General features: G+C 64.9%; 24 protein-coding genes. 14 read left to right on the top strand and 10 right to left on the bottom strand.

Translation table 11 applies throughout. The annotated features are described in order from the left end of the window. Positions 1-3 precede the first annotated feature (3 nt). Positions 4-900 carry an N-carbamoylputrescine amidase gene (gene aguB / locus F6X62_RS01875; protein WP_153772532.1) on the bottom strand — a complete coding sequence of 299 codons (897 nt, stop codon included), beginning with the start codon at positions 898-900 and terminating at the stop codon, positions 4-6. Beyond that, complete coding sequence (locus F6X62_RS01870) at positions 897-1,952, bottom strand: agmatine/peptidylarginine deiminase (protein WP_153772531.1); 1,056 nt, start codon at positions 1,950-1,952, stop codon at positions 897-899. The genes aguB and F6X62_RS01870 overlap by 4 nt, the downstream gene beginning before the upstream one ends. Positions 1,953-2,087: 135 nt before the next feature. Here F6X62_RS01870 and F6X62_RS01865 point away from each other — a divergent pair, with 135 nt between their 5' ends. The 4 genes from F6X62_RS01865 (at position 2,088) to F6X62_RS01850 (ending at position 6,298) form a co-directional block, all read left to right on the top strand. After that, positions 2,088-2,957, top strand: coding sequence for a LysR substrate-binding domain-containing protein (locus F6X62_RS01865; protein ID WP_153772530.1), 870 nt, complete (start codon positions 2,088-2,090; stop codon positions 2,955-2,957). Positions 2,958-3,234: 277 nt separating this feature from the next. Continuing rightward, positions 3,235-4,446 carry an enoyl-ACP reductase FabV gene (gene fabV / locus F6X62_RS01860; RefSeq protein ID WP_063543055.1) on the top strand — a complete coding sequence of 404 codons (1,212 nt, stop codon included), beginning with the start codon at positions 3,235-3,237 and terminating at the stop codon, positions 4,444-4,446. A gap of 166 nt (positions 4,447-4,612) precedes the next feature. Continuing rightward, positions 4,613-5,299: an N-acetyltransferase gene (locus tag F6X62_RS01855; RefSeq protein ID WP_153772529.1), complete on the top strand. Its 687-nt coding sequence runs from the start codon at positions 4,613-4,615 to the stop codon at positions 5,297-5,299. 90 nt (positions 5,300-5,389) lie between these two features. Further along, on the top strand, positions 5,390-6,298 hold the full coding sequence (locus tag F6X62_RS01850; protein ID WP_153772528.1) for an alpha/beta fold hydrolase: 909 nt from the start codon (positions 5,390-5,392) through the stop codon (positions 6,296-6,298). 39 nt (positions 6,299-6,337) lie between these two features. Here F6X62_RS01850 and F6X62_RS01845 read toward each other — a convergent pair whose 3' ends face one another. The 4 genes from F6X62_RS01845 to F6X62_RS01830 form a co-directional block, all read right to left on the bottom strand. Next, a complete protein-coding gene (locus F6X62_RS01845; RefSeq protein WP_153772527.1) occupies positions 6,338-6,679 on the bottom strand; it encodes a HopJ type III effector protein in 342 nt (113 codons plus the stop codon). Continuing rightward, positions 6,672-6,968: a DUF1244 domain-containing protein gene (locus tag F6X62_RS01840; RefSeq protein WP_063543065.1), complete on the bottom strand. Its 297-nt coding sequence runs from the start codon at positions 6,966-6,968 to the stop codon at positions 6,672-6,674. Before F6X62_RS01840 ends, F6X62_RS01845 begins: the two co-directional genes overlap by 8 nt. A gap of 10 nt (positions 6,969-6,978) precedes the next feature. Then, positions 6,979-7,671: a dihydromonapterin reductase gene (gene folM, locus F6X62_RS01835; RefSeq protein WP_371926196.1), complete on the bottom strand. Its 693-nt coding sequence runs from the start codon at positions 7,669-7,671 to the stop codon at positions 6,979-6,981. A gap of 74 nt (positions 7,672-7,745) precedes the next feature. Continuing rightward, the gene (locus F6X62_RS01830; RefSeq protein WP_153772525.1) at positions 7,746-8,318 is read right to left on the bottom strand and encodes an antibiotic biosynthesis monooxygenase; all 573 of its coding nucleotides are present in this window, start codon (positions 8,316-8,318) and stop codon (positions 7,746-7,748) included. Between the two features lie 214 nt (positions 8,319-8,532). Between F6X62_RS01830 and F6X62_RS01825 the strand changes: the two genes are divergently transcribed. Beyond that, positions 8,533-9,474 (top strand): MerR family transcriptional regulator, encoded by a 942-nt coding sequence (locus tag F6X62_RS01825; RefSeq protein WP_153772524.1) that lies wholly within the window; start codon positions 8,533-8,535, stop codon positions 9,472-9,474. Here the strand turns inward: F6X62_RS01825 and F6X62_RS01820 are convergent. Together F6X62_RS01820 and F6X62_RS01815 are read right to left on the bottom strand one after the other, a co-directional pair. Then, positions 9,459-10,076 carry a PilZ domain-containing protein gene (locus F6X62_RS01820; protein WP_054893521.1) on the bottom strand — a complete coding sequence of 206 codons (618 nt, stop codon included), beginning with the start codon at positions 10,074-10,076 and terminating at the stop codon, positions 9,459-9,461. The two genes, F6X62_RS01825 and F6X62_RS01820, sit on opposite strands and share 16 nt — an antisense overlap. Positions 10,077-10,149: 73 nt before the next feature. Then, on the bottom strand, positions 10,150-10,581 hold the full coding sequence (locus F6X62_RS01815; protein WP_153772523.1) for a PAS domain S-box protein: 432 nt from the start codon (positions 10,579-10,581) through the stop codon (positions 10,150-10,152). A 92-nt stretch (positions 10,582-10,673) separates the two neighbouring features. Between F6X62_RS01815 and F6X62_RS01810 the strand changes: the two genes are divergently transcribed. Continuing rightward, positions 10,674-11,129, top strand: coding sequence for a flavodoxin (locus F6X62_RS01810; protein WP_153772522.1), 456 nt, complete (start codon positions 10,674-10,676; stop codon positions 11,127-11,129). A 69-nt stretch (positions 11,130-11,198) separates the two neighbouring features. Here the strand turns inward: F6X62_RS01810 and F6X62_RS01805 are convergent, their stop codons facing one another. Continuing rightward, on the bottom strand, positions 11,199-12,083 hold the full coding sequence (locus tag F6X62_RS01805; protein WP_063543077.1) for a LysR family transcriptional regulator: 885 nt from the start codon (positions 12,081-12,083) through the stop codon (positions 11,199-11,201). A 97-nt stretch (positions 12,084-12,180) separates the two neighbouring features. Between F6X62_RS01805 and F6X62_RS01800 the strand changes: the two genes are divergently transcribed. The 4 genes from F6X62_RS01800 to F6X62_RS01785 all read left to right on the top strand — a co-directional run bounded on the left by F6X62_RS01800 (position 12,181) and on the right by F6X62_RS01785 (position 15,358). Then, positions 12,181-12,567 (top strand): CidA/LrgA family protein, encoded by a 387-nt coding sequence (locus F6X62_RS01800; protein ID WP_153772521.1) that lies wholly within the window; start codon positions 12,181-12,183, stop codon positions 12,565-12,567. Further along, entirely contained in the window at positions 12,557-13,243 is a 687-nt protein-coding gene (locus F6X62_RS01795) for an LrgB family protein (RefSeq protein ID WP_054893516.1), read from the top strand. Before F6X62_RS01800 ends, F6X62_RS01795 begins: the two co-directional genes overlap by 11 nt. Positions 13,244-13,419: 176 nt before the next feature. Then, positions 13,420-14,325 (top strand): alpha/beta fold hydrolase, encoded by a 906-nt coding sequence (locus tag F6X62_RS01790; protein ID WP_153772520.1) that lies wholly within the window; start codon positions 13,420-13,422, stop codon positions 14,323-14,325. 118 nt (positions 14,326-14,443) lie between these two features. Continuing rightward, complete coding sequence (locus F6X62_RS01785) at positions 14,444-15,358, top strand: SDR family oxidoreductase (RefSeq protein ID WP_153772519.1); 915 nt, start codon at positions 14,444-14,446, stop codon at positions 15,356-15,358. Positions 15,359-15,627: 269 nt separating this feature from the next. Here the strand turns inward: F6X62_RS01785 and F6X62_RS01780 are convergent, their stop codons facing one another. Further along, positions 15,628-16,404: an IclR family transcriptional regulator gene (locus tag F6X62_RS01780; protein ID WP_153772518.1), complete on the bottom strand. Its 777-nt coding sequence runs from the start codon at positions 16,402-16,404 to the stop codon at positions 15,628-15,630. A 199-nt stretch (positions 16,405-16,603) separates the two neighbouring features. Between F6X62_RS01780 and hmgA the strand changes: the two genes are divergently transcribed. The 4 genes from hmgA (at position 16,604) to F6X62_RS01760 (ending at position 21,290) form a co-directional block, all read left to right on the top strand. Beyond that, entirely contained in the window at positions 16,604-17,905 is a 1,302-nt protein-coding gene (hmgA, locus tag F6X62_RS01775) for a homogentisate 1,2-dioxygenase (protein ID WP_153772517.1), read from the top strand. Between the two features lie 3 nt (positions 17,906-17,908). Next, positions 17,909-19,201: a fumarylacetoacetase gene (gene fahA, locus F6X62_RS01770; protein WP_153772516.1), complete on the top strand. Its 1,293-nt coding sequence runs from the start codon at positions 17,909-17,911 to the stop codon at positions 19,199-19,201. 12 nt (positions 19,202-19,213) lie between these two features. After that, a complete protein-coding gene (maiA, locus tag F6X62_RS01765; RefSeq protein ID WP_125930704.1) occupies positions 19,214-19,840 on the top strand; it encodes a maleylacetoacetate isomerase in 627 nt (208 codons plus the stop codon). A 91-nt stretch (positions 19,841-19,931) separates the two neighbouring features. Then, entirely contained in the window at positions 19,932-21,290 is a 1,359-nt protein-coding gene (locus tag F6X62_RS01760; protein WP_153772515.1) for an aromatic acid/H+ symport family MFS transporter, read from the top strand. Positions 21,291-21,379 lie beyond the last annotated feature (89 nt).

The following is a 21,379-nucleotide window of genomic DNA, read 5'->3' as shown; positions in this document are numbered from 1 at the left end:
GGCTCAGGCCCTCGTCGATTGTGGGGTGCGGCCGTCGAGGGTCATCAACGGTGCGTACATTTCGGGACGGCGGTCGCGGTAGATGCCCCAGGTCAGGCGGTCTTCACGCATGCGCGCAAGATCCAGGTCGTGCAGCCACACGCCACTGCTGTCGCGATCGGCTGCGGCGAGCATCGCGCCCTTGTGGTCGCAGATGAACGAGGAGCCGTAGAAACGCATCGACAGCTGCTCGTCGCTGCGCGCCACTTCCTGGCCGACGCGGTTGGCGGCCACCACCGGCAGCAGGTTGGCTGCGGCGTGGCCGCGCATCGCCATCTGCCAGTGGTCACGTGAGTCCAGTTCGGCGGCGCCGGGCTCCGAGCCGATGGCGGTCGGGAACAACAGCACCTCGGCGCCCAGCAGCGCCAGGCAACGCGCGGTTTCCGGGAACCATTGGTCCCAGCAGATACCGATGCCCAGGCGGCCGAAGGCGGTGTCCCAGACCTTGAAGCCGGTGTCGCCGGGGCTGAAATATTCCTTTTCCTGGTAACCGATGGCGTTGGGGATGTGGGTCTTGCGGTAGACCCCGAGCAAACGGCCGTCGGCGTCGGCCACGGTCAGCGAATTGAAGAAGGCGTTGCCGGCGCGCTCGTACCAGCTCAGCGGCAGCACTACGCCCAACTCTTTGGCCAGCGCGGCGAAGCGGCGCAGCAGCGGGCTGTCGTGGTAGTCCTGGGCCAGCGCCTGGTGGCTGTGGCACTGCTCGATGCAGAAGTACGGCGTGGCGAACAGCTCCTGCAGCAGGATCACCTGCGCGCCCTGGGCGGCGGCCTGGCGCACCAGTTGCTCGGCGCGGTCGAGGTTGGCGGCAAGGTTCCAGTCGCAGCTCATCTGCGTGGTGGCGATGCGCAGCAGGCTCATGGACGGTCCTCCGCTACAGGCCAGGCCGGCTGTTGCTGGGTGATGCAGTGAATGCCACCGCCACCGTGGGCGATGTGGTCGATACGCACCGGCACGATCTCGCGGTCGGGGAAGGCCTGGGCCAACTGACGAGCGGCGGCCTGGTCGGCGTCGATGCCATAGGCGGGCATGATCACTGCGCCGTTGGCCAGGTAGAAGTTGGTGTAGGAGGCGCAGAACACTTCGGCGTCTTTATCCACTGCGGCGCTGGCCTCGAACAGGTCGAGCAGCTCGAAGTGCCGACCTTGGGCATCGCTGGCCAGTTCCAGGGCGCGACGGTTTTCCCGGGCGACGTCGGCGTAGACCGAGCCCTGTTCGTGGGTGGCATCGACCAGCAGCACGCCGGGCCGGGCGAAGGCGCAGACGCCGTCGACGTGGCCATCGGTCATGTCACCGGTGACGTACTGCGGGTCGCCCGGTAGCCAGATGGTCTTGCGGATGCCCAGCAGGCGGGCGAAGCACTCCTCGAAGTCAGCCTTGCTCAGGCCGGGGTTGCGGTTGGGGTTGAGCAGCACCGACTCGGTGGTGATCAGGGTGCCTTCGCCGTCCACGTGAATGGCGCCGCCTTCGTTGCACAGCGGCGTGCTGAAGCCTTCCAGGCCCAGGTGGTCGAGGATGCGCCGACCGAGGCTGCGGTCCAGTCCGTGCTCGGACTTGCCACCCCAGGCGTTGAAGCGCCAGCTCAGGCCGGCCAGGCCGTGTTGCGGGTGAGCGATGAAGGTCGGCCCGCTGTCGCGGCACCAGCTGTCGTCCACGGCCAGTTCGATCAGCTCGATACCGGCGCCGCACAGGGCGCGGGCGCTGGCCATGGCGGACGGCGCGACGACCATCTTCACCGGCTCGAAACGGGCGATGGCGCTGGCGACCCGGGCGTAGTCACGCTGCACCTCGGCTAGGGTCACGCGCCAACCGGACTCCCACAAGCCTTGGTTGTGCGGCCAGATCATCCAGGTGGCGGCGTGGCGGGCCCATTCGGCGGGCATGCGCCAGCCGCTGGCGATGGACAGGTCCATGGTTAGCTCCAATGTATTAGTGATTTTTATCAACGAAGCCCGCCGTCGCGGGTGTTGGTGTCCATGATATGGCTATGAAGCAGCGTGGACTAACGATAGATTTAGCGTATTTCTGATTAGAAAGGCTTATCGATCATGCTCAAGCACTGGCCGCCCCTGAATGCCCTGCGTGGCTTTGAAGCCGCTGCCCGCCTGGGCAGTTTTCACAAGGCCGCCGAGGCCCTGAACCTCACCCAGTCGGCGATCAGCCAGCAGATCCGCAGCCTGGAAAGCTACCTGGAGCAACCGCTGTTCCACCGGACCGGGCGCAGTGTCAGCCTCACCGATGCGGGCCATGACCTGCTCAGCACCACGCAGGTCATGCTGCAACAACTGGCGGTGGGCATCCGCCGGCTGGACCAGTACCGCAAGCCCAACCAACTGGTGGTCAACACCACTCCGGCCTTCGCCCGGCACTGGCTGTTGCCGCGCCTGGCCGACTTCCATGCGCGCTGCCCGGAGGTAGACCTGTGGCTGTTCACCAGCTTCGATGCGCCGGACATGAGCAGCCAGACCATCGACCTGGCGATCCGCGACGACCTTGGCCCGCAGGCCGAGTGCAGTTTCAGCGTATTGCATCAGGACCGTCTGTATCCCGCCTGTCATCCAGCCTTGCCCGAGACCGGGCGCACCACCTTGCATGGCGAACGGGAAATGGACTGGAGCCACTGGCAACTGGAGGGCGGCGAAGCGGTGGGGCAGCAGGGCAAGGGGCTGAATTTTTCCGATCCGGGGCTGCTGCTGGATGCGGCGGGAGAGGGGCTGGGGATTGCATTGGTCAGCCAGTTACTGGCCCAGCGGCTGGTCGACGAAGGGCGCTTGCAAGCGTTGTCGGCGCAGCGCGTGCGCGGCCCGGCGTGGAGCTGCCTGGTGCACCGCGATAGCCAGGACGATCCGCTGGCGCGGCAGTTTCTGGCGTGGTTGCGCGCAGCCTTGGAGCCCCTGGCCCCACCCGTCCCTGTGTAGGAGCGGCCTTGTGCCGCGATCGGGCGCGAAGCGGCCGTAAAACCAGGCTCCGCGATCTGTGAGGAATACCTCGGCCGCCTGGTTTACGGCCGCTTCGCGCCCGATCGCGACACACGGTCGCTCCTACAGGGAGCGAGTCGCTTTCGGATTCGGGTTTTGCTCGGGCCCTTGACCCCGTAATATGTGTCGGATGACTTGCGGGGGTAGTCTCACCCTCTGATCAATCGGAATCGCCCCTGCGGCGTTTCCCCAGCATAAACCTGACGAGGTACAGACATTGGCCATCATTCATCCCAAGGTACGCGGTTTCATCTGCACCACGACTCACCCGAAGGGCTGCGAGCTCAACGTCCGTGACCAGATCGAAGCCACCCGCAAGCTGGGCGTGCGCGAGGATGGTCCGAAGAAAGTCCTGGTGATCGGCGCCTCCAGCGGCTACGGCCTGGCAGCACGCATCACCGCCGCCTTCGGCTTCAAGGCCGACACCCTGGGCGTGTTCTTCGAAAAGCCGGGCACCGAGACCAAGGCCGGCACTGCAGGCTGGTACAACGCCGCTGCCTTCGACAAGTTCGCCAAGGCCGAGGGTCTGTACAGCAAGTCGATCAACGGTGACGCCTTCTCCGACGAAGCCCGCGCCAAGGTGATCGAGCTGATCAAGAACGAGATGGGTGGCAAGGTCGACCTGGTCATCTACTCCCTGGCCTCGCCCGTACGCAAGCTGCCGCAGACCGGCGAGCTGATCCGCTCGGCGCTCAAGCCGATCGGCCAGCCGTACAAGTCGACCGCCATCGACACCAACAAGGACACCATCATCGAGGCCAGCATCGAGCCGGCCACCGAGCAGGAAATCGCCGACACCGTCACCGTCATGGGTGGCCAGGACTGGCAGCTGTGGATCGACGCCCTGGCCGGCGCCGACGTGCTCGCCGAAGGCGCGCGCACCGTGGCCTTCAGCTACATCGGCACCGAAATCACCTGGCCGATCTACTGGCACGGCGCCCTGGGCCAGGCCAAGCAGGACCTGGACGAAACCGCACTGCGCCTGGACAAGAAGCTGGCCGGTGAAGTGAAGGGCGGTGCCAACGTCGCCGTGCTCAAGTCGGTGGTCACCCAGGCCAGCTCGGCCATTCCGGTGATGCCGCTGTACCTGTCGATGGTCTTCAAGATCATGCAGGAGAAAGGCGTTCACGAAGGCACCCAGGACCAGCTGGATCGGATGTTCCGCGACCGCATGTACCGCGCCGATGGTGCTCCGGCCGAAGTGGACGAAAAGGCTCGCCTGCGTCTGGACGACTGGGAACTGCGCGACGACGTGCAGGACGCTTGCAAGGCCATGTGGCCCAAGGTCACCACCGAGAACCTGTTCGAACTGACCGACTACGCCGGTTACAAGAAGCAGTTCCTCAACCTGTTCGGTTTCGAGCGCGCTGACGTCAACTACGACGAAGACGTGGCCACCGACGTACGGTTCGACTGCGTCGAGCTGTAAGCAAGCCCTTGACCGCGCAGCCGTTTGTCCCGGTTGCGCGGTTCCCTCCGTGGGCTTGTTAACATTCTGCAACAAATCCTCAGCTGGCCCTTTTCTATGGCCGCTTTCTCCCTGATCTATACAGCAGCTATTGGTCCGGCAATCTCGCCTGGGCCGGGGAGGCAGCATGCGCGCATTGCAAAAACTACAAGAACGGATCCGCCAGAAGGGTCTCAAGCGTACTTTCAAGACCCTGGTCGAACGCTACGTATTCTTCCACTGGGAATTGCTGTGGATGGAACGCGACCTGGTCACTCCCGTGCCGCCCTACAAACTCAAGGAACATCCGCCGGTCACCCTGGTGGAAATCACCACCGCCAATGCCGACGCCTTTGCGCGCTATTTCGGCGATCGCGTGGAAACCATGCGCGAACTGGCTGCTGATGGCCATACCGGGCACATGTACCTGGACGAGCACGGTGACGCGGTAGCCTTCATCTGGGCGAGCGTGGTCGACTACCACGACAAGCACTATTACGGCTGCACCTTCCCGGTGAAGCCTGGCGAGTTCTTCGAGTTCGGCGGCGAGATGACCCGGCGCTACTTCGGCAGCGAGTTGTCGGTCACCGCTCAGGTCGAGCTGTGGAACGCCATGCATGCCAAGGGCTGCCGCAAGGTGGTGGACGTGGTGGAGACGCACAACGTGCCGGCCATGAAGCTGCACCTGCGCATGGGCTATCACGAGCAGGGGCGGGTGATGCATGTGTATGGCCTGTTCGGGCGCTGGAAGCTGTTCCGCGAAACGCGTTATGAAGGTTCGCGGCTGGAGGTGCTGCGCAAGCCTGGAGTGGCGCGGGCGTTGCCGACCACCTGAGGCCGGTACAGCCAGCGAAAAATTTGCTAGCGTGGGCGGATGACAAAAAACGCCGCCCGCCTCCCGGCGCGACGGCGCAGGGAGCCCACCATGAGCAGCCTGACCCAACCTGCGACTGCCTTTCGCCATGAAGCCGCCGACGGCTACAGCCTCGGCGGTTTCCAGTGGCGCCACGCCGAACCCGACCCCCAGCGCCCGCTGGTGATCATCAACGCGGCCACCTCGGTGCGCTGCCGCTACTACGCTCGCTTTGCCGACTACCTGTTCGCCCACGGCTTCGATGTGCTGAGCTACGACTACCGGGGTATCGGCGAGTCTCGCCCGGCATCGTTGCGCGGTTTCCAGGCGTCGTGGAGCGACTGGGGCTGCCTGGACTTCGAGGCCATCCTGCAGCGCGCCACCAGCGAATTCCCCGGGCAGCCGGTGAATGTGGTGGGGCACAGCTTCGGTGGCTGGGCAACCGGCCTGGCGCCCTCGGCCGGGCAGGTGCGGCGGCTGGTGATGGTCGGGGCACAATTTGCCTACTGGCGTGACTATGCGGCCGAAGGGCGCTGGCGGATGGTGAGCAAGTGGCATGTGGTGATGCCATTGCTGACCCGGCTACTGGGCTATTTCCCCGGCAAGCGCCTGGGCTGGATGGAAGATACCCCGGCCGGGGTGGTGCGTGACTGGAGCACGCCGGCACCGCGCTATGAACATCGGCCCAGTGGACGGCTGCTGCAGGCGCGGCCCTTCGCCCAGGTTCAGGCTGCGGCGCTGGCGGTGAGCCTGAGCGACGATCCCTTCGGCACCGTGGCGGCGACGGAGCGGTTGCTGGGCTATCTGGAGCACGCCCAACCTCGCCATCTGCGCATATCGCCTGTTGATATCGGCGAGCAGGAGGTCGGGCATTTCGCGTTTTTCCATGATCGCTTTCGGGCGAGCCTGTGGCCGATTGCGCTGGAGTGGTTGCGTGATGGTGTGCTGTCGGAGGGGATGCCGGGCCAGCGCTTGAGCTGATGGGGGCCGGCGCGGCTACTGCTGCGCCGGTCGCTTCGCTCAGGCGTTGCGATTCAACGGCTGTGCTGCGAACTGCACGCCAGCCAGGCCGTGCTTGATCAGCGCGCGAATGTTGCCATGGTCGCTGCCCTCGGGGGTGGCGAGCACGCTGCGGTAGTGTTCGCCAAAGGCCAGCAGCGCTTCCTCATCGCTCAGCCCTTCCAGCAGGGCCAGGCCCAGGGTCTTGCAGGAGCCCTCGTTCTGCCCGGCTGCGTTTTCCACGCCGCCGTTGTTGAAGGCTTGGGGCTGGTAGCTGTAGTTGGCGGCGATGAAGCCCAGGGTGTCGGCAAAAACGTGTTCGCCGCTGGCGAGGCTGTTGCGCAGGGTGTTCAGGTCAGTCACGGGGTTTTCCTTGTTCGAACGCCGCTTGCTGCTCGGCGCTGGCTTCTTTCTGGTATTGGGCTTTCCACTCGGCGTAGGGCATGCCGTACACCGCTTCGCGGGCGTCGTCCAGGCTCAGCTCGACCTGGCGCTCGTCAGCGGCGGCCTTGTACCACTTGGACAGGCAGTTGCGGCAGAAGCCGGAGAGGTTCATCAGGTCGATGTTCTGCACGTCGGTACGCTTTTGCAGGTGATCGACCAGGCGCCGGAACGCGGCGGCTTCGAGTTCGAGCTGTTGTTGCTCAGTCATGGGGCTTACCTCAGGTCATGCGGTTCTTCAGATGGCGGCCACCGTTGATGACCACCTGGCTGCCGGTGCTGTACTGGCTTTGCAGCAGGAACATCACCGCCTCGATCAGCGGCTGCGCACCCGGTTCGAATTCCAGCAGGGCCTTTTTCAGGGTCTGCCGGCGGTACTGTTCGTCGCCGCCTTCCTTCAGGATCAGCAGGCCCGGCAGGATACCGTTGACGCGCACCTTGGGCGCGTACTTTTCGGCGAACGACAGCACCATGTTCTGTAGCGCGGCCTTGGTTGCGGCATAGCCGATATGGCTCTTGCTGCCGCGTGAGGAGGTTTCGTCGCAGATGTGGATGATGTCGGCCTTCTCGACCTTGGCCAGGTTTTCGCCCAGCGCCAGGTTGAGGTGGTAGGGCGCCTCGACGTGCAGGCGGAACATGGTGTCGAGGCTCTGCAGGTCGTCGTCCAGCCACAGCGAGGCGTTGTGGATGATTGCGCGCAGGCCATCATAGTTGTGCTGCAGGTGTTCGATCAGCGCCAGGCGGTCGGCCTCGCGGGTAAGGTCGGCCTGGAACTGGATGATGTTCGGGTGTGCGGCCTGCGCATGAAGGCTGCGGCTGGCGCTGACCACCTGATGGCCGGCCTTGGCCAGCGCCAGGGCCAGGGCCAGCCCGACGCGCTGGCTGGCTCCGGTGATGAGGATAGGGCTGTTCATGTTCGGGGCAGTCTGTTCGTCTGTTCGTTCGTGCCCCAGCATACCCGAACTGCGCGGGCTTGCGAGCCCGCTCCTCAGCGGCTGCGCAACCCTTCGCGGCGCCGTGACGCCGGGCGTGCCGGGGGATTGAGCCAGCCGGCCAGCAGGCGGGTGGACAACGGAATGAACAGGTAAACCATCAGCGGCGTCAGCACCAGGGTGCTCAGCAGTACCCGGGGCAGCAGGTCCAGCGGTGCCAGCCAGTGGCCGAACAACAGGTTGAACAGCAGCGATACCGGGAAGAACGCCAGCCAGATGGCGGTAGCCTGCTTCCAGCGTGGCGGTTTATGCACCGTTTCGGTGCCGAACCAGGCGTCGATGCCGCTGAAGCGCCGCTCTTCGGGGCGCTCGAACAGGCCATCGCCACGCTGCAGCCAGGCGCGTCGCGAGGCGGAATGTTCCCAGGCGTGCAGGGTCGGTTCGTCGTTGAAGCGAAAGATGATCTGGAAGGCGTCGCTGTCAGCGGGCGGCGCGAGGATGCCCGAGCCCAGGTAGCCGGGGAAGTCGGTGGCCAGTTGCTCGCCTTCATGGAGCCAGGCCAGCAGGTCCTGGTAGCGTCCATTGGCGGCGCGGCGCGACACCATCAGGGTGACGGGTGCGGTAGACATCGTGTATCTCCTTACGACGGGGCTGGCGGGTAGCCGGCCCCTTGGCCTGTGCCCGGGGTGGTGGGCGACGCAGACGTGGATGCAAGAATCGGGCGCGGATTATCGCGTATATTTCGTGACCGGTCAGTGTTGTGACCGCAAGGTTGCGCTGACCCCTGGCCGATACCGGCGTAGAATGGCCGTCACATATCTACGAGACAGAGTTGTCACGCTCATGAAAGAGCCACAAGCGAGTGCCCTGATCGCACATGGGCTGGTGCATCAGGAGCTGTTTCCGATCCGCGAAGTGTCGCGCCTGACTGGCGTCAACCCGGTGACTCTGCGTGCCTGGGAGCGCCGCTATGGGCTGATCCAGCCGACCCGCACCGAGAGTGGCCATCGTCTGTATTCGCAGGCCGACATCGACGCCATCGACAGTATCCTGGGTTGGCTGCGCCGTGGCGTCGCGGTGAGCAAGGTCGGCAGTATCCTGGCACGTAGCCAGGGGCCGGCGGAGGGGGCCTGGGCCGGAAGCACGGTTGGCGACCGCTCACGCTGGCAGGCCCAGGTGCGCGAGGCCGTGCGCCAGTTCGATGCCGCGCAGTTGGGGCGGTTGTTCGAGCAGGTGTTTGCCAGCCATGCGCTGGAGCAGGTCTTCGGTGAGGTGTTCATGCCGGTATGGCAGGCCCTGCGCGCCAGCCAAGCGGGGTATGGGCAGGCCAGCGAGTGGTTGTTCCTCGACCAGTTCCTGCGCGCGCGGGTGCTGTTGCGCCTGCAACTGGCACGTGAGCCCAAGAGCCGCCGGATACTGCTGTCGCCGTTGTCGGCAGAATGCCAGGAACTCGAGTTGCTGGTGGCGGGGCTGCTGCTGGGCAGTGACGAGGTGGCGGTCACGGTGCTGGCGCCGGGGCAGCCTGTCGAAGAGCTGGCGTTGGTCTGCGAGCGGTTGGCGCCGGATGCACTGGTGCTGTTCGACAACCATCGCCCGGCCAATGACCTGGACAAGCGCCTGGCACGCCTGGCGCAGCGGGTGAACTGCCCGCTGTTCCTGGCGGGCGAGACCGCCGAAATGGCTCAGGACAATCTAGAGGGCGGGCCGGTGGGCTGCCTGGGCGCCCACGCAGTGTTGATGAAACAGCGGTTGCGCCAGTTCCTCGCCGGTCAGATCGATACCTGAGCGTGCAACTCTGGGTGCGCCTTGCGGTGGGCCTGGAGAATGTACTCACGCAGGCGGTCGATTTCGTCGTCTGGGCTGTGGCTGAGGTCGTAGGCCGCCAGGTCCGGACCGATGCGGCGGCGCAGCCTGCCGTGCAGCCCGATCGGCTCGATGCCCGGTGGGGCGAAGAACAGCTCGAAGTGGCTGGGCGCCTGGGCCTGGCCGTTCACTTGCAGCAGTACCCCTTTGAACGAGATATCGCGCACCCACAGCTCGCTCTGCGTGCCGCGGGCGTCGACCAGTGCGGCCGGCTGGTCCAGGGACAGGCGCCAGGGCCGCAGCATCGGGCCGTCTTCATAGATTTCCGGTGAGCCCAGTTGCAGGTGCAGGGCGTGGAACTCGTCTTCTACCAGTTGCAGGGGAATGCTGATCTGCTGGTTGTTGAATTGCGCCTGCAGGGTGACCTGCTCGTTGGCCACCAGGCGGGTGAGCAATTGCTGCAGACGACGGTCGCCATTGACCAGCAGGCTCGAGGTGGGGTCGGCCAGGTTCAATTGGGGCGTGTGCTGCATGTCCTGAATGAAATCCAGCTCATCCTGAGTAAGGAGGGCGTCTGCTTGCATGATCGGACTCGGGTCGGGCGTCGTCGGTGGGTTCTTCATTGCCATGGACTGTGCCCGGAGCGTTTGGTTCAGGTCATTGGACGGATGGTTGCCCGGCCAGTCGGGTGTGTGCGTCGGCCAGCTCGCGTTCGAGTTCGACCTGACGGCTGACATCCTTCTGGATGCCGATGAAATAGGTGCGTTGATCAGCCTCGTTGTACACCGGGGTGATCGACAGTTCGTTCCAGAACGCACTGCCGTCCTTGCGGTAGTTGCGCAGTACCTCGCGACACGGCCGACCTTCGGCCAGGGCCTTGCGGATGCGTGCGCGGCTCAATTGGTCGCGATCGTCGCCCTGGAGGAAGCGGCAGTCCTGGTAGAGGATCTCGTCGCGCGCGTATCCGGTGAGGCGTTCGAAGCCTGCGTTCACGTAGATCAGGATGGTGTCGTCACCTTCCTGTTCGGCGACCACGATGCCGTCGTTCGACGCGTCGATCATGGCGTGTAGCAGTTGCGCGTTGATCATGTTCCTGGCCATGGGAGTCAAGTGGAGCGGCCTTTTGCCACTGTCGAATGGTAGTATCCTACGTTTTCACTCAGTTTCGGAATCCTCTCCTGATGAAAGTCGCCATTATTTCAGGCTCGGTCTATGGCACCGCCGAAGAAGTCGCCCGTCATGCCGAATCCTTGCTCAAGGCTGCCGGGTTCGAAGCCTGGCATGCGGCGCGTGCCACCCTCGAGGATCTGCGCGGTTTTGCGCCTCAGGCGCTGCTGGCGGTGACCTCGACCACCGGGATGGGTGAGCTGCCCGACAACCTGATGCCGCTGTACAGCACGATTCGCGATGTACTGCCGGGCGAGTGGCGCGGTTTGCCGGGCGCGGTGCTGGCCCTGGGCGATTCGAGCTATGGCGACACCTACTGCGGCGGGGGCGAGCAGATGCGCGAGCTGTTTGCCGAGCTCGGCGTGCGGGAAGTGCAGCCGATGCTGCGACTGGATGCCAGCGAGACCGTGACCCCGGAAACGGACGCAGAGCCTTGGCTGGCGGAGCTGGCGCAGCTGCTCAAGGCGTAAGCCGCGGGGTCTGCGCGATCTTCTTGCGAACAAGGTTTCTTCCAGGGAGGGTGAGTGGCGATTCGCCGCTCACCCTCCTTTGCGCTCCTGCACCAACGCCAGCCACGCCTGCGCCGCTCGCGACAGGTACGCTCCGCGCCGCCAGATGAACGCGATGTCCCAGCGCAAGTGGCCAGGCTCCACCAGCGGCACTCTCACCACCCCATCGCGCTCCAGCCCACGTGCCACCACGCTGGGCAGCAGTACCACGCCCTGTCCTGCGGCCACCAGCGCGGTGAGGAAATCCGCCTGGCCGCTGCGCCCGCCCTCCTTTGGGGTGAAACCTGCCTGCTCGCAGGCGCTGAGCAGTTTGTCGTTGAGCATGAAGCTGCGGTGATACAGCAGGAACGGCGTATCGGCCAGTTGGCGTAGGGTCACTCCGTCGCGTTCGGCCAAGGGATGGTTGTCTGGGAGCAATGCATCGAGCGGTTCGTTGCAGAAGGGTTGATAGTCGAAGGCCGGGTCGCTCGGGGTGACGCTGCCCCCGAGTTCGAGTTCGCCACTCCTGACCCCCTGTTCGACGATCCGGCTGCCGCCTTCGACCAGGTGCACGGTGATGTTCGGATAGCGCCGCCGGTATTCGGCGAACAGGCTGGCGAACAGGGCCTCGCCGCCGACCACCGGCAAACCCAGGCGCAGTTCGCCGCGGGCCATCTGGCTCAGGTCGTCGAGTTCGGTCAGCAACTCATGGCGCTGGCGCAGCAGGGCCTCGCCGCGTTCGAGCACGATGCGTCCGGCGGCGGTGAGATGCAGTTGCGAGCCCTGGCGCTCGAGCAGGGGTTGGCCGAGGTCTTCCTCGAGCTGGGCCACTTGCTTGCTCACCGCCGACTGGCTGATGTGCAGCGTGTGTGCGGCTTGGGTGAAACCGCCTCGATGAACCACTTCGATGAAGCTGCGCAGCTGCTTGAATTCCATTGCATGAATTCCAGATTGGAATGGATGGCAGTCTAACAATTCGCTTTTGGCCTTGGCAGTGGCTTTTTAAAATGAGCCCATCCCGAGGAAACCGATCATGAAAGCCATCGTATCGAATGCGTTGCCCCGCCTGCTTGCCGAGTTGTGTGTGTTGTTTGTTCTGTATCTGATTGGCGGCCAACTCGTCGTCTGGCTTGGCTGGCCGATCCCGGCCGGGGTCATGGGCATGGTGCTGTTGCTGGTGCTGTTTGCCGTGGGGGCCGTGAAGCCGGGCGCTTTGCAACGGGGCGCCGGTTGGTTGATGGCGCAGATGCTGCTGTTCTTCATCCCGGCGCTGATGAGCCTGCTCGACTACGGCAGCCTGATGCGCAGCGAGGGGTGGCGCATCCTGCTGGTGATCGCCTTGAGCACCCTGGTGGTGATGGTGGTCACGGCGCTTACGGTCGAACTCGTCTGCCGGTGGAGCCTGCGCCATGAAGCTTGAACCGATGTCGCTGTTCTGGCTTGCGCTGACGGTGGCGGCCTATCTGTTCAGCCGCTGGCTGTATGGGCGCACTGGTCGTTACCTGTTGTCGCCGCTGGTGCTGGTCCCGGCGCTGCTGCTGGCGGTGGCGGTTCCGCTGCACACCGCCTACGCCGAGTATGCCCGCAACACCCATTGGCTGATCGGCGTGCTGGGGCCGGTCACCGTGGCCTTCGCCGTGCCGATCTGGCAGCAGCGGGCGATGCTGGCGCGACATTGGCCGGCGCTGTTGCTGGGGATGCTGGCGGGCAGCCTGGCGTCGATCTCCAGTTCCTGGGGGCTGGCGCACCTGCTGGCGCTGGATGAGTCGGTCAGCCTGTCACTGGTGCCGCGCTCGATCACCACGCCGTTCGCCATGCCGCTGGCCCACGACCTGGGCGGTGTGCCCGAGCTGACCGCGGTGTTCGTGATGTTCACCGGTGTGCTGGGGGCTGTGTTCGGCGGCCTGCTGCTGCGGGTGTTGCCGCTGCGTACGTCACTGGCGCGTGGCGCACTGTTTGGAGTCGGTGCCCATGGCGCCGGGGTCAGCCGCGCCCATGAAGTGGGCGGGGAGGAGGGCTCGGTGGCGGGGCTGGTGATGGTGCTGACCGGCCTGCTCAACCTGTTCGCCGCGCCATTGCTCGCCTGCCTGCTATGACCGTTCGTGCCAGTGTCCTGCACGGTCATCAAGCTGGCTGCCAAGGTAAGTTCCGCCATTCAAGGCGCTGACTAGACTCAGCCTCGACATAGAGAGCACATGCAAGTGCCGAGGTGACATGCAATGAGCGCAGCCTTGCCCTATACCGTCAACACCTGATCAGCGGGACGATTCCGATGCCTTTGGCCGAAATTCCATTGTGCGTCTGGCGTACCCGGGGACAGAGTTTTTCCTTCCGGGGCCAGAGCATCCGTTACTGGACAGCAGGGCAAGGAGAGCCCTTGCTACTATTACATGGCTTCCCTACCGCCAGCTGGGACTGGCACTACCTGTGGGCACCCTTGGCGCAGCGCTTTCGCGTGGTGGCCTGCGACATGCTCGGCTTCGGCGACTCGGCCAAGCCCGCGGATCACGAGTACAGCCTGATGGAGCAGGCCGATCTGCAGCAGGCGCTGCTAGACCACCTGAGAATCGAACAGCCGGTGCACCTGCTGGCTCACGACTACGGTGGCAGCGTCGCCCAGGAGTTGCTCGCGCGCCATCACGAAGGGCGTGCCGACGTCGCCAGTTGTGCGTTTCTCAACAGCGCGCTGTTCCCCGAGCTGTGTCCGTTGCTGCTGGTGCAGAAGCTGCTGCTCAGCCCGCTGGGCTGGCTGGTGGCGCGTTCGTTCGGGCGGGATGATCTGGTGCGCAATGTCAGCCAGGTCTACGGCCCTTGCACCCACCCCAGCGAAAGCGCGCTGGACGATTGCTGGAGCCTGATGGTGTCAAATCGCGGGACGCGCATCCTGCACAAGTTGATGGCCTATGTGCCGGAGCGTCAGGCACAGCGACAACGCTGGATTGGTGCACTGCAGGCGGAGGGCGTGCCGTTGCGTCTGATCAATGGCGCGGTGGATCCGCTGTCGGGTGCGCACATGGTCGAGCGCTACCGGCAACTGGTGCCTGACCCCGATACCGTGGTGTTGCAGGGGATCGGCCACTATCCGCACACCGAAGCGCCGGTGCAGGTGCTGCGTCATTACCTGGCGTTTCGCGAGCAGCCCCTGAGCTATATACCGCAGCGGGTTGCCTGGTCCTGAGCGCAGCGATCATCGCCTTGTGTTATCGCCTGCCATTCAGCGTCACTGCGCTTGATTGTCCGCTGCCGATGGCTGGCGGACACTCCAGGTATCCCAATTCTTGCCTGGAGTCTTGAGCATGAGCGAGCCGGTAAATCTGCAAGACCGCGTAGTGATCGTCACGGGGGCCGGCGGTGGCCTGGGCCGGGCCCACGCGCTGCTGTTCGCGGCCCATGGTGCACGTGTAGTGGTCAACGACCTGGGCGGCTCGACCCATGGCGAAGGCGCCAGCGCATCGGCGGCCGACCGGGTGGTGGAGCAGATCCGCGCCGCAGGCGGTACCGCGGTGGCCAACCATGATTCGGTGGCCGAGGGTGCGCGTATCGTCGAGCAGGCGCTGGACAGTTTCGGGCGGGTGGATGTGCTGGTGAACAACGCCGGCATCCTGCGCGACAAGACCTTCCACAAGATGGAGGACGCCGATTGGGACCAGGTCTACCGGGTCCATGTCGAAGGGGCCTACAAGGTGACCCGCGCCGCCTGGTCGCACCTGCGCGAGCAGAACTGGGGACGGGTGATCTTCACCGCCTCCACGTCCGGCATCTACGGCAATTTCGGCCAGGCCAACTATGGCATGGCCAAGCTTGGCCTCTATGGGCTGACCCGCACCCTGGCCATCGAAGGCCGCAAGCATGGCATTCTGGTCAACGCCATCGCGCCCACAGGGGGCACGCGCATGACAGAAGGCCTGATACCGCCGCAGGTGTTCGAACGTCTCAAGCCTGAGCTGATCAGCCCGGTGGTGGTGTACCTGGGCAGTGATCAGTGCCAGGACACGGGGCAGTTGTATGAAGTGGGCGGCGGCTGGGTCGGCAAGGTCCGATGGGAGCGAAGCCTTGGCGTTGGATTCGACCCCAATGGCGGGTTCACGCCGGAACAGGTGGCCGAGCATTGGGCGCAGATCGGCGACTTCGAGGGGGCGACTCATCCGCAGGATACGTTGCAGGCCTTGCAGCAGATGATGGCGAATCTGCAGAAGCACCCGCTGGGATAGTGGGTTTCGAGCGCAAAAAAAAGCCGCTGCACCGGCAGCGGCCAATCGAGACGTCAGATCAAGGAGCTTCAAAATCAACGTCGTTCACACGTGGCGGCCCGAACGACGGGGGAGTGCCTTTCGCGCCAGCCAGTGAAAACAGAATAAGCCGCTGATCCCACGGGAAAAATAGCCCTGGGTGACATTCACCTTTACGTTTCGGGTAAAAGTGCGCCAAAAACAGTCAGGCCGCATCACGACAGTGCAGGGCCCTGAAACCCCGGTCCATCTCAGGCTTCGTAGCCCATCCGCCAACTGACGGTGCGCGCCGCGCTCAGCAATTGCCGGGCGGCCGGGCCATCTTCATCGGCATGGAAGATCGACGTCGGGCCAACGACCGTCATCACCGCTGCAATCTGGCCCATGGCGTTGAACACCGGCGCCGACAACGCATCCACCCCCGGCATCAGCAAACCGTGAACATGGTGCAGGCCGCGTGTGCGGATCTGCGTGAAGAGGTCCACGTAGTGCTCGACCTGTTGCCCCCGTGCGGCCAGTTCGCGGTCGCGCAACTCGATGGTTTCCCGCTCTGGCAGGTGAGCGGCGAATACCAGTCCGGTGGATGAACTCAGCAGTGGCAGCACCGAGCCGATCTGGGTCACCACCGTCACGGCGCGCACCGCAGGCTCGATGTTCACCACGGTTGCGCCCTGGTTACCCCACACGGCGATGAAGCAGCTCTCGTTGAGCGCGTCGCGCAGGTGCGACAGCGGCAGGGCCGCGACCTTCAGCACATCGATGCTGCCCAGCGCCGCCATCCCCACGCGCAAGGCTTCGCGCCCGAGCCCGTAGTGATTGGTCGCCGCATCCTGCTCGGCGAAACCACTGGCGATCAAGGCCTGCAGGTAGCGATGAACCTTGCTGGCGGGCATCTGCACATGTTCGGCCAGGCGCGACAGCGAGGTGGAGGGCGACAGTTCGGCCAGCGCCTTGAGGATGTCGGTGCCGACTTCAGCGGAACGGACCTTCTGTTTGCTGTTGTCAGCTGCAGTTTTGTCTCTGGACATCGTAAGACGCTTCCGGGATTCATTCTGGCCGACTTTATAGCTTGACGCCTCTTGCCGAGCAAATTACGTTATTCGTAATCGGATTACGATAAATATAAATTCAGATGTGCTGTGTGTCCCCTGGCAGTGGTCGGTCCATCCGCCGATTCGGGGCTGCAGCTCTCTGCCGTCAATGGCTCCACCGAGCCTGGAGGCCCCGATGACCCGCGACACCTCCCCCGAACTCAGCTACCTGAGCGGCTTCGGCAACGAATTCGCCAGTGAAGCCTTGCCCGGTGCACTGCCGGTCGGGCAGAACTCTCCACAGAAAGCACCCTATGGGCTGTACGCCGAGTTGCTGTCGGGCACCGCCTTCACCATGGCGCGCAGCGAACTGAGGCGTACCTGGCTGTACCGTATCCGCCCCTCTGCGCTGCACCCGCGCTTCGAGCGCCTGGCGCGTCAGCCCCTGGCCGGCCCGCTCGCTGCGGCGAACCCCAATCGCCTGCGCTGGAACCCGCAACCAATCCCATCCGAACCGACCGACTTCATCGAGGGCTGGTTGCCCATGGTGGCCAATGCGGCCGCTGACAAACCGGCCGGGGTGAGCATCTATATCTACGGCGCCAATCGCTCCATGGAGCGGGTGTTCTTCAATGCCGACGGCGAGTTGCTGCTGGTGCCACAGCAGGGGCGACTGCGCATTGCCACCGAACTGGGCGTGCTGCAGGTCGGGCCGCTGGAGGTCGCGGTGATTCCGCGCGGCATGAAGTTCCGCGTCGAGCTGCCTGATGGCCAGGCACGCGGCTACATCGCCGAGAACCACGGCGCGCCGCTACGCCTCCCTGACTTGGGCCCGATCGGCAGCAATGGCCTGGCCAACCCACGCGACTTCCTCACCCCGGTCGCGCACTACGAAGAAGCCCATGGCCCGGTGCAACTGGTGCAGAAGTTCCTCGGCGAGCACTGGGCCTGCCAACTGCAGCATTCGCCGCTGGACGTGGTGGCCTGGCACGGCAGCAACGTGCCGTACAAGTACGACCTGCGCCGCTTCAATACCCTCGGCACGGTCAGCTTCGACCATCCGGACCCCTCGATCTTCACCGTGCTGACCTCGCCTACCAGCGTGCACGGCCTGGCCAACATGGACTTCGTGATCTTCCCGCCGCGCTGGATGGTGGCCGAGAACACCTTCCGTCCCCCGTGGTTCCACCGCAACTTGATGAACGAGTTCATGGGCCTGATCGACGGCGCCTACGATGCCAAGGCCGAGGGCTTCCTGCCGGGTGGCGCGTCGCTGCATGGGGTGATGAGCGCCCACGGGCCAGACGCCGAAACCTGCGACAAGGCGATCGCCGCCGAGCTGGCGCCGCACAAGATCGACCACACCATGGCCTTCATGTTCGAGACCAGCCAGGTGCTGCGTCCGAGCCAGCAGGCCCTCGAGAGCCCGCAACTGCAGGCCGACTACGACAGTTGCTGGGCAACGCTGCCGAGCACCTTCAATCCGAACCGGAGATGACCGATGAACCAGACCGCCATTGCCCGTAGCTGGGTCGAACACGCCAACGGACACCGCGACTTCCCGCTGCAGAACCTGCCGCTGGGCATCTTCAGTCGTCCGGGCCAGGCACCATGCTGCGGCGTGGCCGTCGGCGACGCCATCCTCGACCTGGAGGCCGCACTCGCCGCCGGTGTGTTCGAGGGGGCGGCCAAGGCTGCTGTCGAGGCTACCCGCGGCGGCGCCCTGAACGCCTTCTTCGCCCTCGGCCGCCCAGCCCGTGTGGCCCTGCGCGAGCGCTTGCAGGTTCTGCTCGGCGAGCACAGCGAGCATCGGGCCGTGTTGCAAGCGGCGTTGCATCCGGCTGGCGAATGCACCCTGCACTTGCCGGCCCGGGTCGGTGACTACACGGACTTCTACGTCGGTATCGAGCACGCCAAGAATGTCGGCAAGCTGTTCCGCCCAGACAATCCGCTGCTGCCCAACTACAAGCACGTGCCGATCGGCTACCACGGCCGCGCCTCGACCTTGCGCCCCTCCGGCACCGACGTGCGCCGTCCCAAGGGCCAGACGCTCCCGGCCGGGCAGACCGAGCCGAGTTTCGGCCCGTGTGCGCGGCTGGACTACGAGCTGGAGCTGGGTATCTGGATCGGTCAGGGCAATGACATGGGGCAGCCGATCGCAATCGGTGATGCAGCCGAGCACGTGGCCGGCTTCTGCCTGCTCAACGACTGGTCCGCGCGTGATATCCAGGCCTGGGAGTACCAGCCGCTGGGGCCGTTCCTGTCCAAGAGCTTCATCACCAGCGTCTCGCCGTGGGTGGTGACCGCCGAGGCGCTGGAGCCGTTCCGCTGTGCGCAACCCGCACGCCCGGAAGGCGATCCGCAGCCCTTGTCTTACCTGCTCGACAAACGTGACCAGGCCGCCGGCGCCTTCGACATCGAACTGGAAGTGCTGTTGCTGACCGAGCGCATGCGTGACGAGGGCCTGCCGGCGCACCGCCTCACCCTGAGCAACACCCGCAGCATGTACTGGACCGTGGCACAGATGGTGGCGCACCACAGTGTCAACGGATGCCAGTTGCAAGCCGGTGACCTGTTCGGCTCGGGCACGCTGTCCGGGGCTGTGCCGGGTTCGTTCGGCAGCCTGTTGGAGATCACCGAAGGTGGCAAGCAACCGGTACAACTGGCCAGTGGTGAGGTGCGCAAGTTCCTCGAGGACGGCGACGAAATCATCCTGCGTGCGCGTTGCGTGCGCGATGGCGTTGCCAGCATCGGTTTCGGCGAATGCCGTGGCACGGTGGTCGGGGCCAACTGAGAGGGCAGGGCGATGGAGCTGTTCACCTACTTCCGTTCCACCTCCTCTTACCGGGTGCGCATCGCCTTGGCGCTCAAGGGCCTGGATTATCAGGCCCGGCCGGTCAACCTGCTCAAGGGCGAGCACCGTGCTGCGGACTACCTGGCGCTCAACCCCCAGGGGCGGGTGCCCGCGCTGCGCACGGACAGCGGCGAATTGCTGGTGCAGTCGCCGGCGATCATCGAGTACCTCGAAGAGCGCTTCCCCGATACGCCGCTCTTGCCCCAGGGCGAGGACGCTCGGGCACAGGTGCGTGGGGTCGCGGCGATCATCGGTTGCGACGTGCATCCACTGCACAACGTCAGCGTGCTCAACCAGTTGCGTCAGCTCGGGCACGATGAAACCCAGGTCAACCAGTGGATCGCCCACTGGATTGGCCAGGGGCTGGCGGCAGTCGAGCAACTGATCGGCGACCAGGGTTTCTGCTTTGGCGATACGCCGGGGCTGGCGGATGTGTACCTGATGCCGCAGTTGTACGCGGCCGAACGGTTCAATGTGGATCTGGAGGGCTACCCGCGTATTCGTCGGGTCGCCGCCCTGGCTGGGCAGCATCCAGCCTTCGTCAAGGCGCACCCGGCGAACCAGCCGGATACGCCCTGAGCACGGCGTCGGTCTTTGTGCGGGCGATCCCGTTCCCACAGCGCCGACGCTGCTTCGCACCCCTACAACAAAAACAACCCGGTACCTTGCGATGCACAACCAGATAGCCAGCTTTCGCGCGGCCCTCGATGGGCGTCCTGTGTCCTCCTACCAATGGCGCTTGCTGGCGCTGTTGATCCTGTTGTTGGTGACCGACGGCTATGACGCCCAGGTGCTGGGCTACGTGATTCCGGCCCTGGCCCAGGACTGGGGCCTGGAGAAGGCGGCGTTCGGACCGGTGTTCAGCGCCAACCTGCTGGGGCTGACACTGGGCTCGCTCGCCGTCACCCCACTGGCCGATCGCTTCGGCGTGCGCAGGGTGCTGCTGTGGTGCGTGCTGCTGTACGCGAGCCTGACCCTGCTGATGGTGTTTTCCACCTCGTTGAACAGCCTGATGCTGGCGCGCTTTCTGTGCGGTATCGGCATGGGCGGGGCAATGCCCAGCGCGATGGCGCTGATGGCCGACTATGCGCCGCCGCGCCTGCGCACCTTGATGGTGACCCTCGCGGCCTGCGGATTCTCCCTCGGCGGCGCGGCGGGTGGCTTCGTCGCGGCAGGCTTCATCGACAGGTTCGGTTGGGAGGCGGTGTTTCTGGCCGGTGGCGTGGCGCCGCTGCTGTTGTTCCCCTTCCTGGTGATGTTCCTGCCCGAGTCCTTGCCCCGGCTGTTGCGCGATGCACCTCCCTACGCCCGTCTGCAACGCCTGGCAGCGCGCGTGCTACCCGGCTGGCAAGTGCCGGCGGCACAGCTTGCGGTGGATGAGCCGGCGGCAGACAAACTGACCGTATTGGGCTTGTTCCGCGATGGCTTCGCCCGGCCGACGCTGCTCATCTGGGGTACCTTCTTCGTCAGCCTGATCCTGCTGTATTTCATGATCAGCTGGCTGCCGTCGCTGTTGCTGGAGAGCGGGCTGGCGCTCAAGCAAGCCAACCTGGTGACTTCGCTGTTCCTGTTTGCCGGGACCTTCGGCGCGATCTGCCTGGCCTGGTGCGCCGATCGCATGGCCAACAAGGCCAGGTTACTGGCGGCGGTCCTGGTGGGCGCTGCGGTCTTCAGCGTGCTGGTCGGGTTGAACCACGCTGATCCGCGCTGGCTGGTGCCAAGCGTGTTCGCTGCAGGTTTCTGTATCATCGGCGGACAACTGACACTCAATGCCTTCGTCAGCAACTTCTACCCGGCCCAGGTTCGTGCGACCGGTACCGGCTGGGCGCTGGGCGTCGGGCGCTTCGGTTCGATCCTCGGGCCGTTGTTCGGCAGCCTGCTGCTGGCCATGCACATGCCGGTGGAGTGGATTTTCTTCTTCTGTGCGATTCCGGCAGTGATCGCGGCCCTGCTGATCAGCCAGGTGCGTGCGCCGGGCAAGCAGGCCGATGCGCAGGCGGCCAAGGTCGATGCGCTAGGGTCTGCATGAAAAGCCTTGAGACGAAGGTCAGGCAAGGCGAAAACAGCCGAGGAACGGTCGGAGTCGCGCTCGACTTTACGGGTTGTAAATGAGCATTC

It is taken from the genome of Pseudomonas sp. MNR3A, from assembly GCF_009650575.1.
GTDB lineage: Bacteria > Pseudomonadota > Gammaproteobacteria > Pseudomonadales > Pseudomonadaceae > Aquipseudomonas > Aquipseudomonas machongensis.
The sequence above is the reverse complement of the archived record's forward strand: the minus strand, read 5'-3'. Positions and strand labels throughout refer to the sequence as shown.

Coding starts and splice junctions, on each gene's coding strand:
- aguB (WP_153772532.1), bottom strand. CDS start 900: ATGAGCCTGCTGCGCATCGCCACCACGCAGATGAGCTGCGACTGGAAC.
- F6X62_RS01870 (WP_153772531.1), bottom strand. CDS start 1,952: ATGGACCTGTCCATCGCCAGCGGCTGGCGCATGCCCGCCGAATGGGCC.
- F6X62_RS01865 (WP_153772530.1), top strand. CDS start 2,088: ATGCTCAAGCACTGGCCGCCCCTGAATGCCCTGCGTGGCTTTGAAGCC.
- F6X62_RS01855 (WP_153772529.1), top strand. CDS start 4,613: ATGCGCGCATTGCAAAAACTACAAGAACGGATCCGCCAGAAGGGTCTC.
- F6X62_RS01850 (WP_153772528.1), top strand. CDS start 5,390: ATGAGCAGCCTGACCCAACCTGCGACTGCCTTTCGCCATGAAGCCGCC.
- F6X62_RS01840 (WP_063543065.1), bottom strand. CDS start 6,968: ATGACTGAGCAACAACAGCTCGAACTCGAAGCCGCCGCGTTCCGGCGC.
- folM (WP_371926196.1), bottom strand. CDS start 7,671: ATGAACAGCCCTATCCTCATCACCGGAGCCAGCCAGCGCGTCGGGCTG.
- F6X62_RS01830 (WP_153772525.1), bottom strand. CDS start 8,318: ATGTCTACCGCACCCGTCACCCTGATGGTGTCGCGCCGCGCCGCCAAT.
- F6X62_RS01825 (WP_153772524.1), top strand. CDS start 8,533: ATGAAAGAGCCACAAGCGAGTGCCCTGATCGCACATGGGCTGGTGCAT.
- F6X62_RS01820 (WP_054893521.1), bottom strand. CDS start 10,076: ATGCAAGCAGACGCCCTCCTTACTCAGGATGAGCTGGATTTCATTCAG.
- F6X62_RS01815 (WP_153772523.1), bottom strand. CDS start 10,581: ATGATCAACGCGCAACTGCTACACGCCATGATCGACGCGTCGAACGAC.
- F6X62_RS01810 (WP_153772522.1), top strand. CDS start 10,674: ATGAAAGTCGCCATTATTTCAGGCTCGGTCTATGGCACCGCCGAAGAA.
- F6X62_RS01805 (WP_063543077.1), bottom strand. CDS start 12,083: ATGGAATTCAAGCAGCTGCGCAGCTTCATCGAAGTGGTTCATCGAGGC.
- F6X62_RS01800 (WP_153772521.1), top strand. CDS start 12,181: ATGAAAGCCATCGTATCGAATGCGTTGCCCCGCCTGCTTGCCGAGTTG.
- F6X62_RS01795 (WP_054893516.1), top strand. CDS start 12,557: ATGAAGCTTGAACCGATGTCGCTGTTCTGGCTTGCGCTGACGGTGGCG.
- F6X62_RS01790 (WP_153772520.1), top strand. CDS start 13,420: ATGCCTTTGGCCGAAATTCCATTGTGCGTCTGGCGTACCCGGGGACAG.
- F6X62_RS01785 (WP_153772519.1), top strand. CDS start 14,444: ATGAGCGAGCCGGTAAATCTGCAAGACCGCGTAGTGATCGTCACGGGG.
- F6X62_RS01780 (WP_153772518.1), bottom strand. CDS start 16,404: ATGTCCAGAGACAAAACTGCAGCTGACAACAGCAAACAGAAGGTCCGT.
- hmgA (WP_153772517.1), top strand. CDS start 16,604: ATGACCCGCGACACCTCCCCCGAACTCAGCTACCTGAGCGGCTTCGGC.
- fahA (WP_153772516.1), top strand. CDS start 17,909: ATGAACCAGACCGCCATTGCCCGTAGCTGGGTCGAACACGCCAACGGA.
- maiA (WP_125930704.1), top strand. CDS start 19,214: ATGGAGCTGTTCACCTACTTCCGTTCCACCTCCTCTTACCGGGTGCGC.
- F6X62_RS01760 (WP_153772515.1), top strand. CDS start 19,932: ATGCACAACCAGATAGCCAGCTTTCGCGCGGCCCTCGATGGGCGTCCT.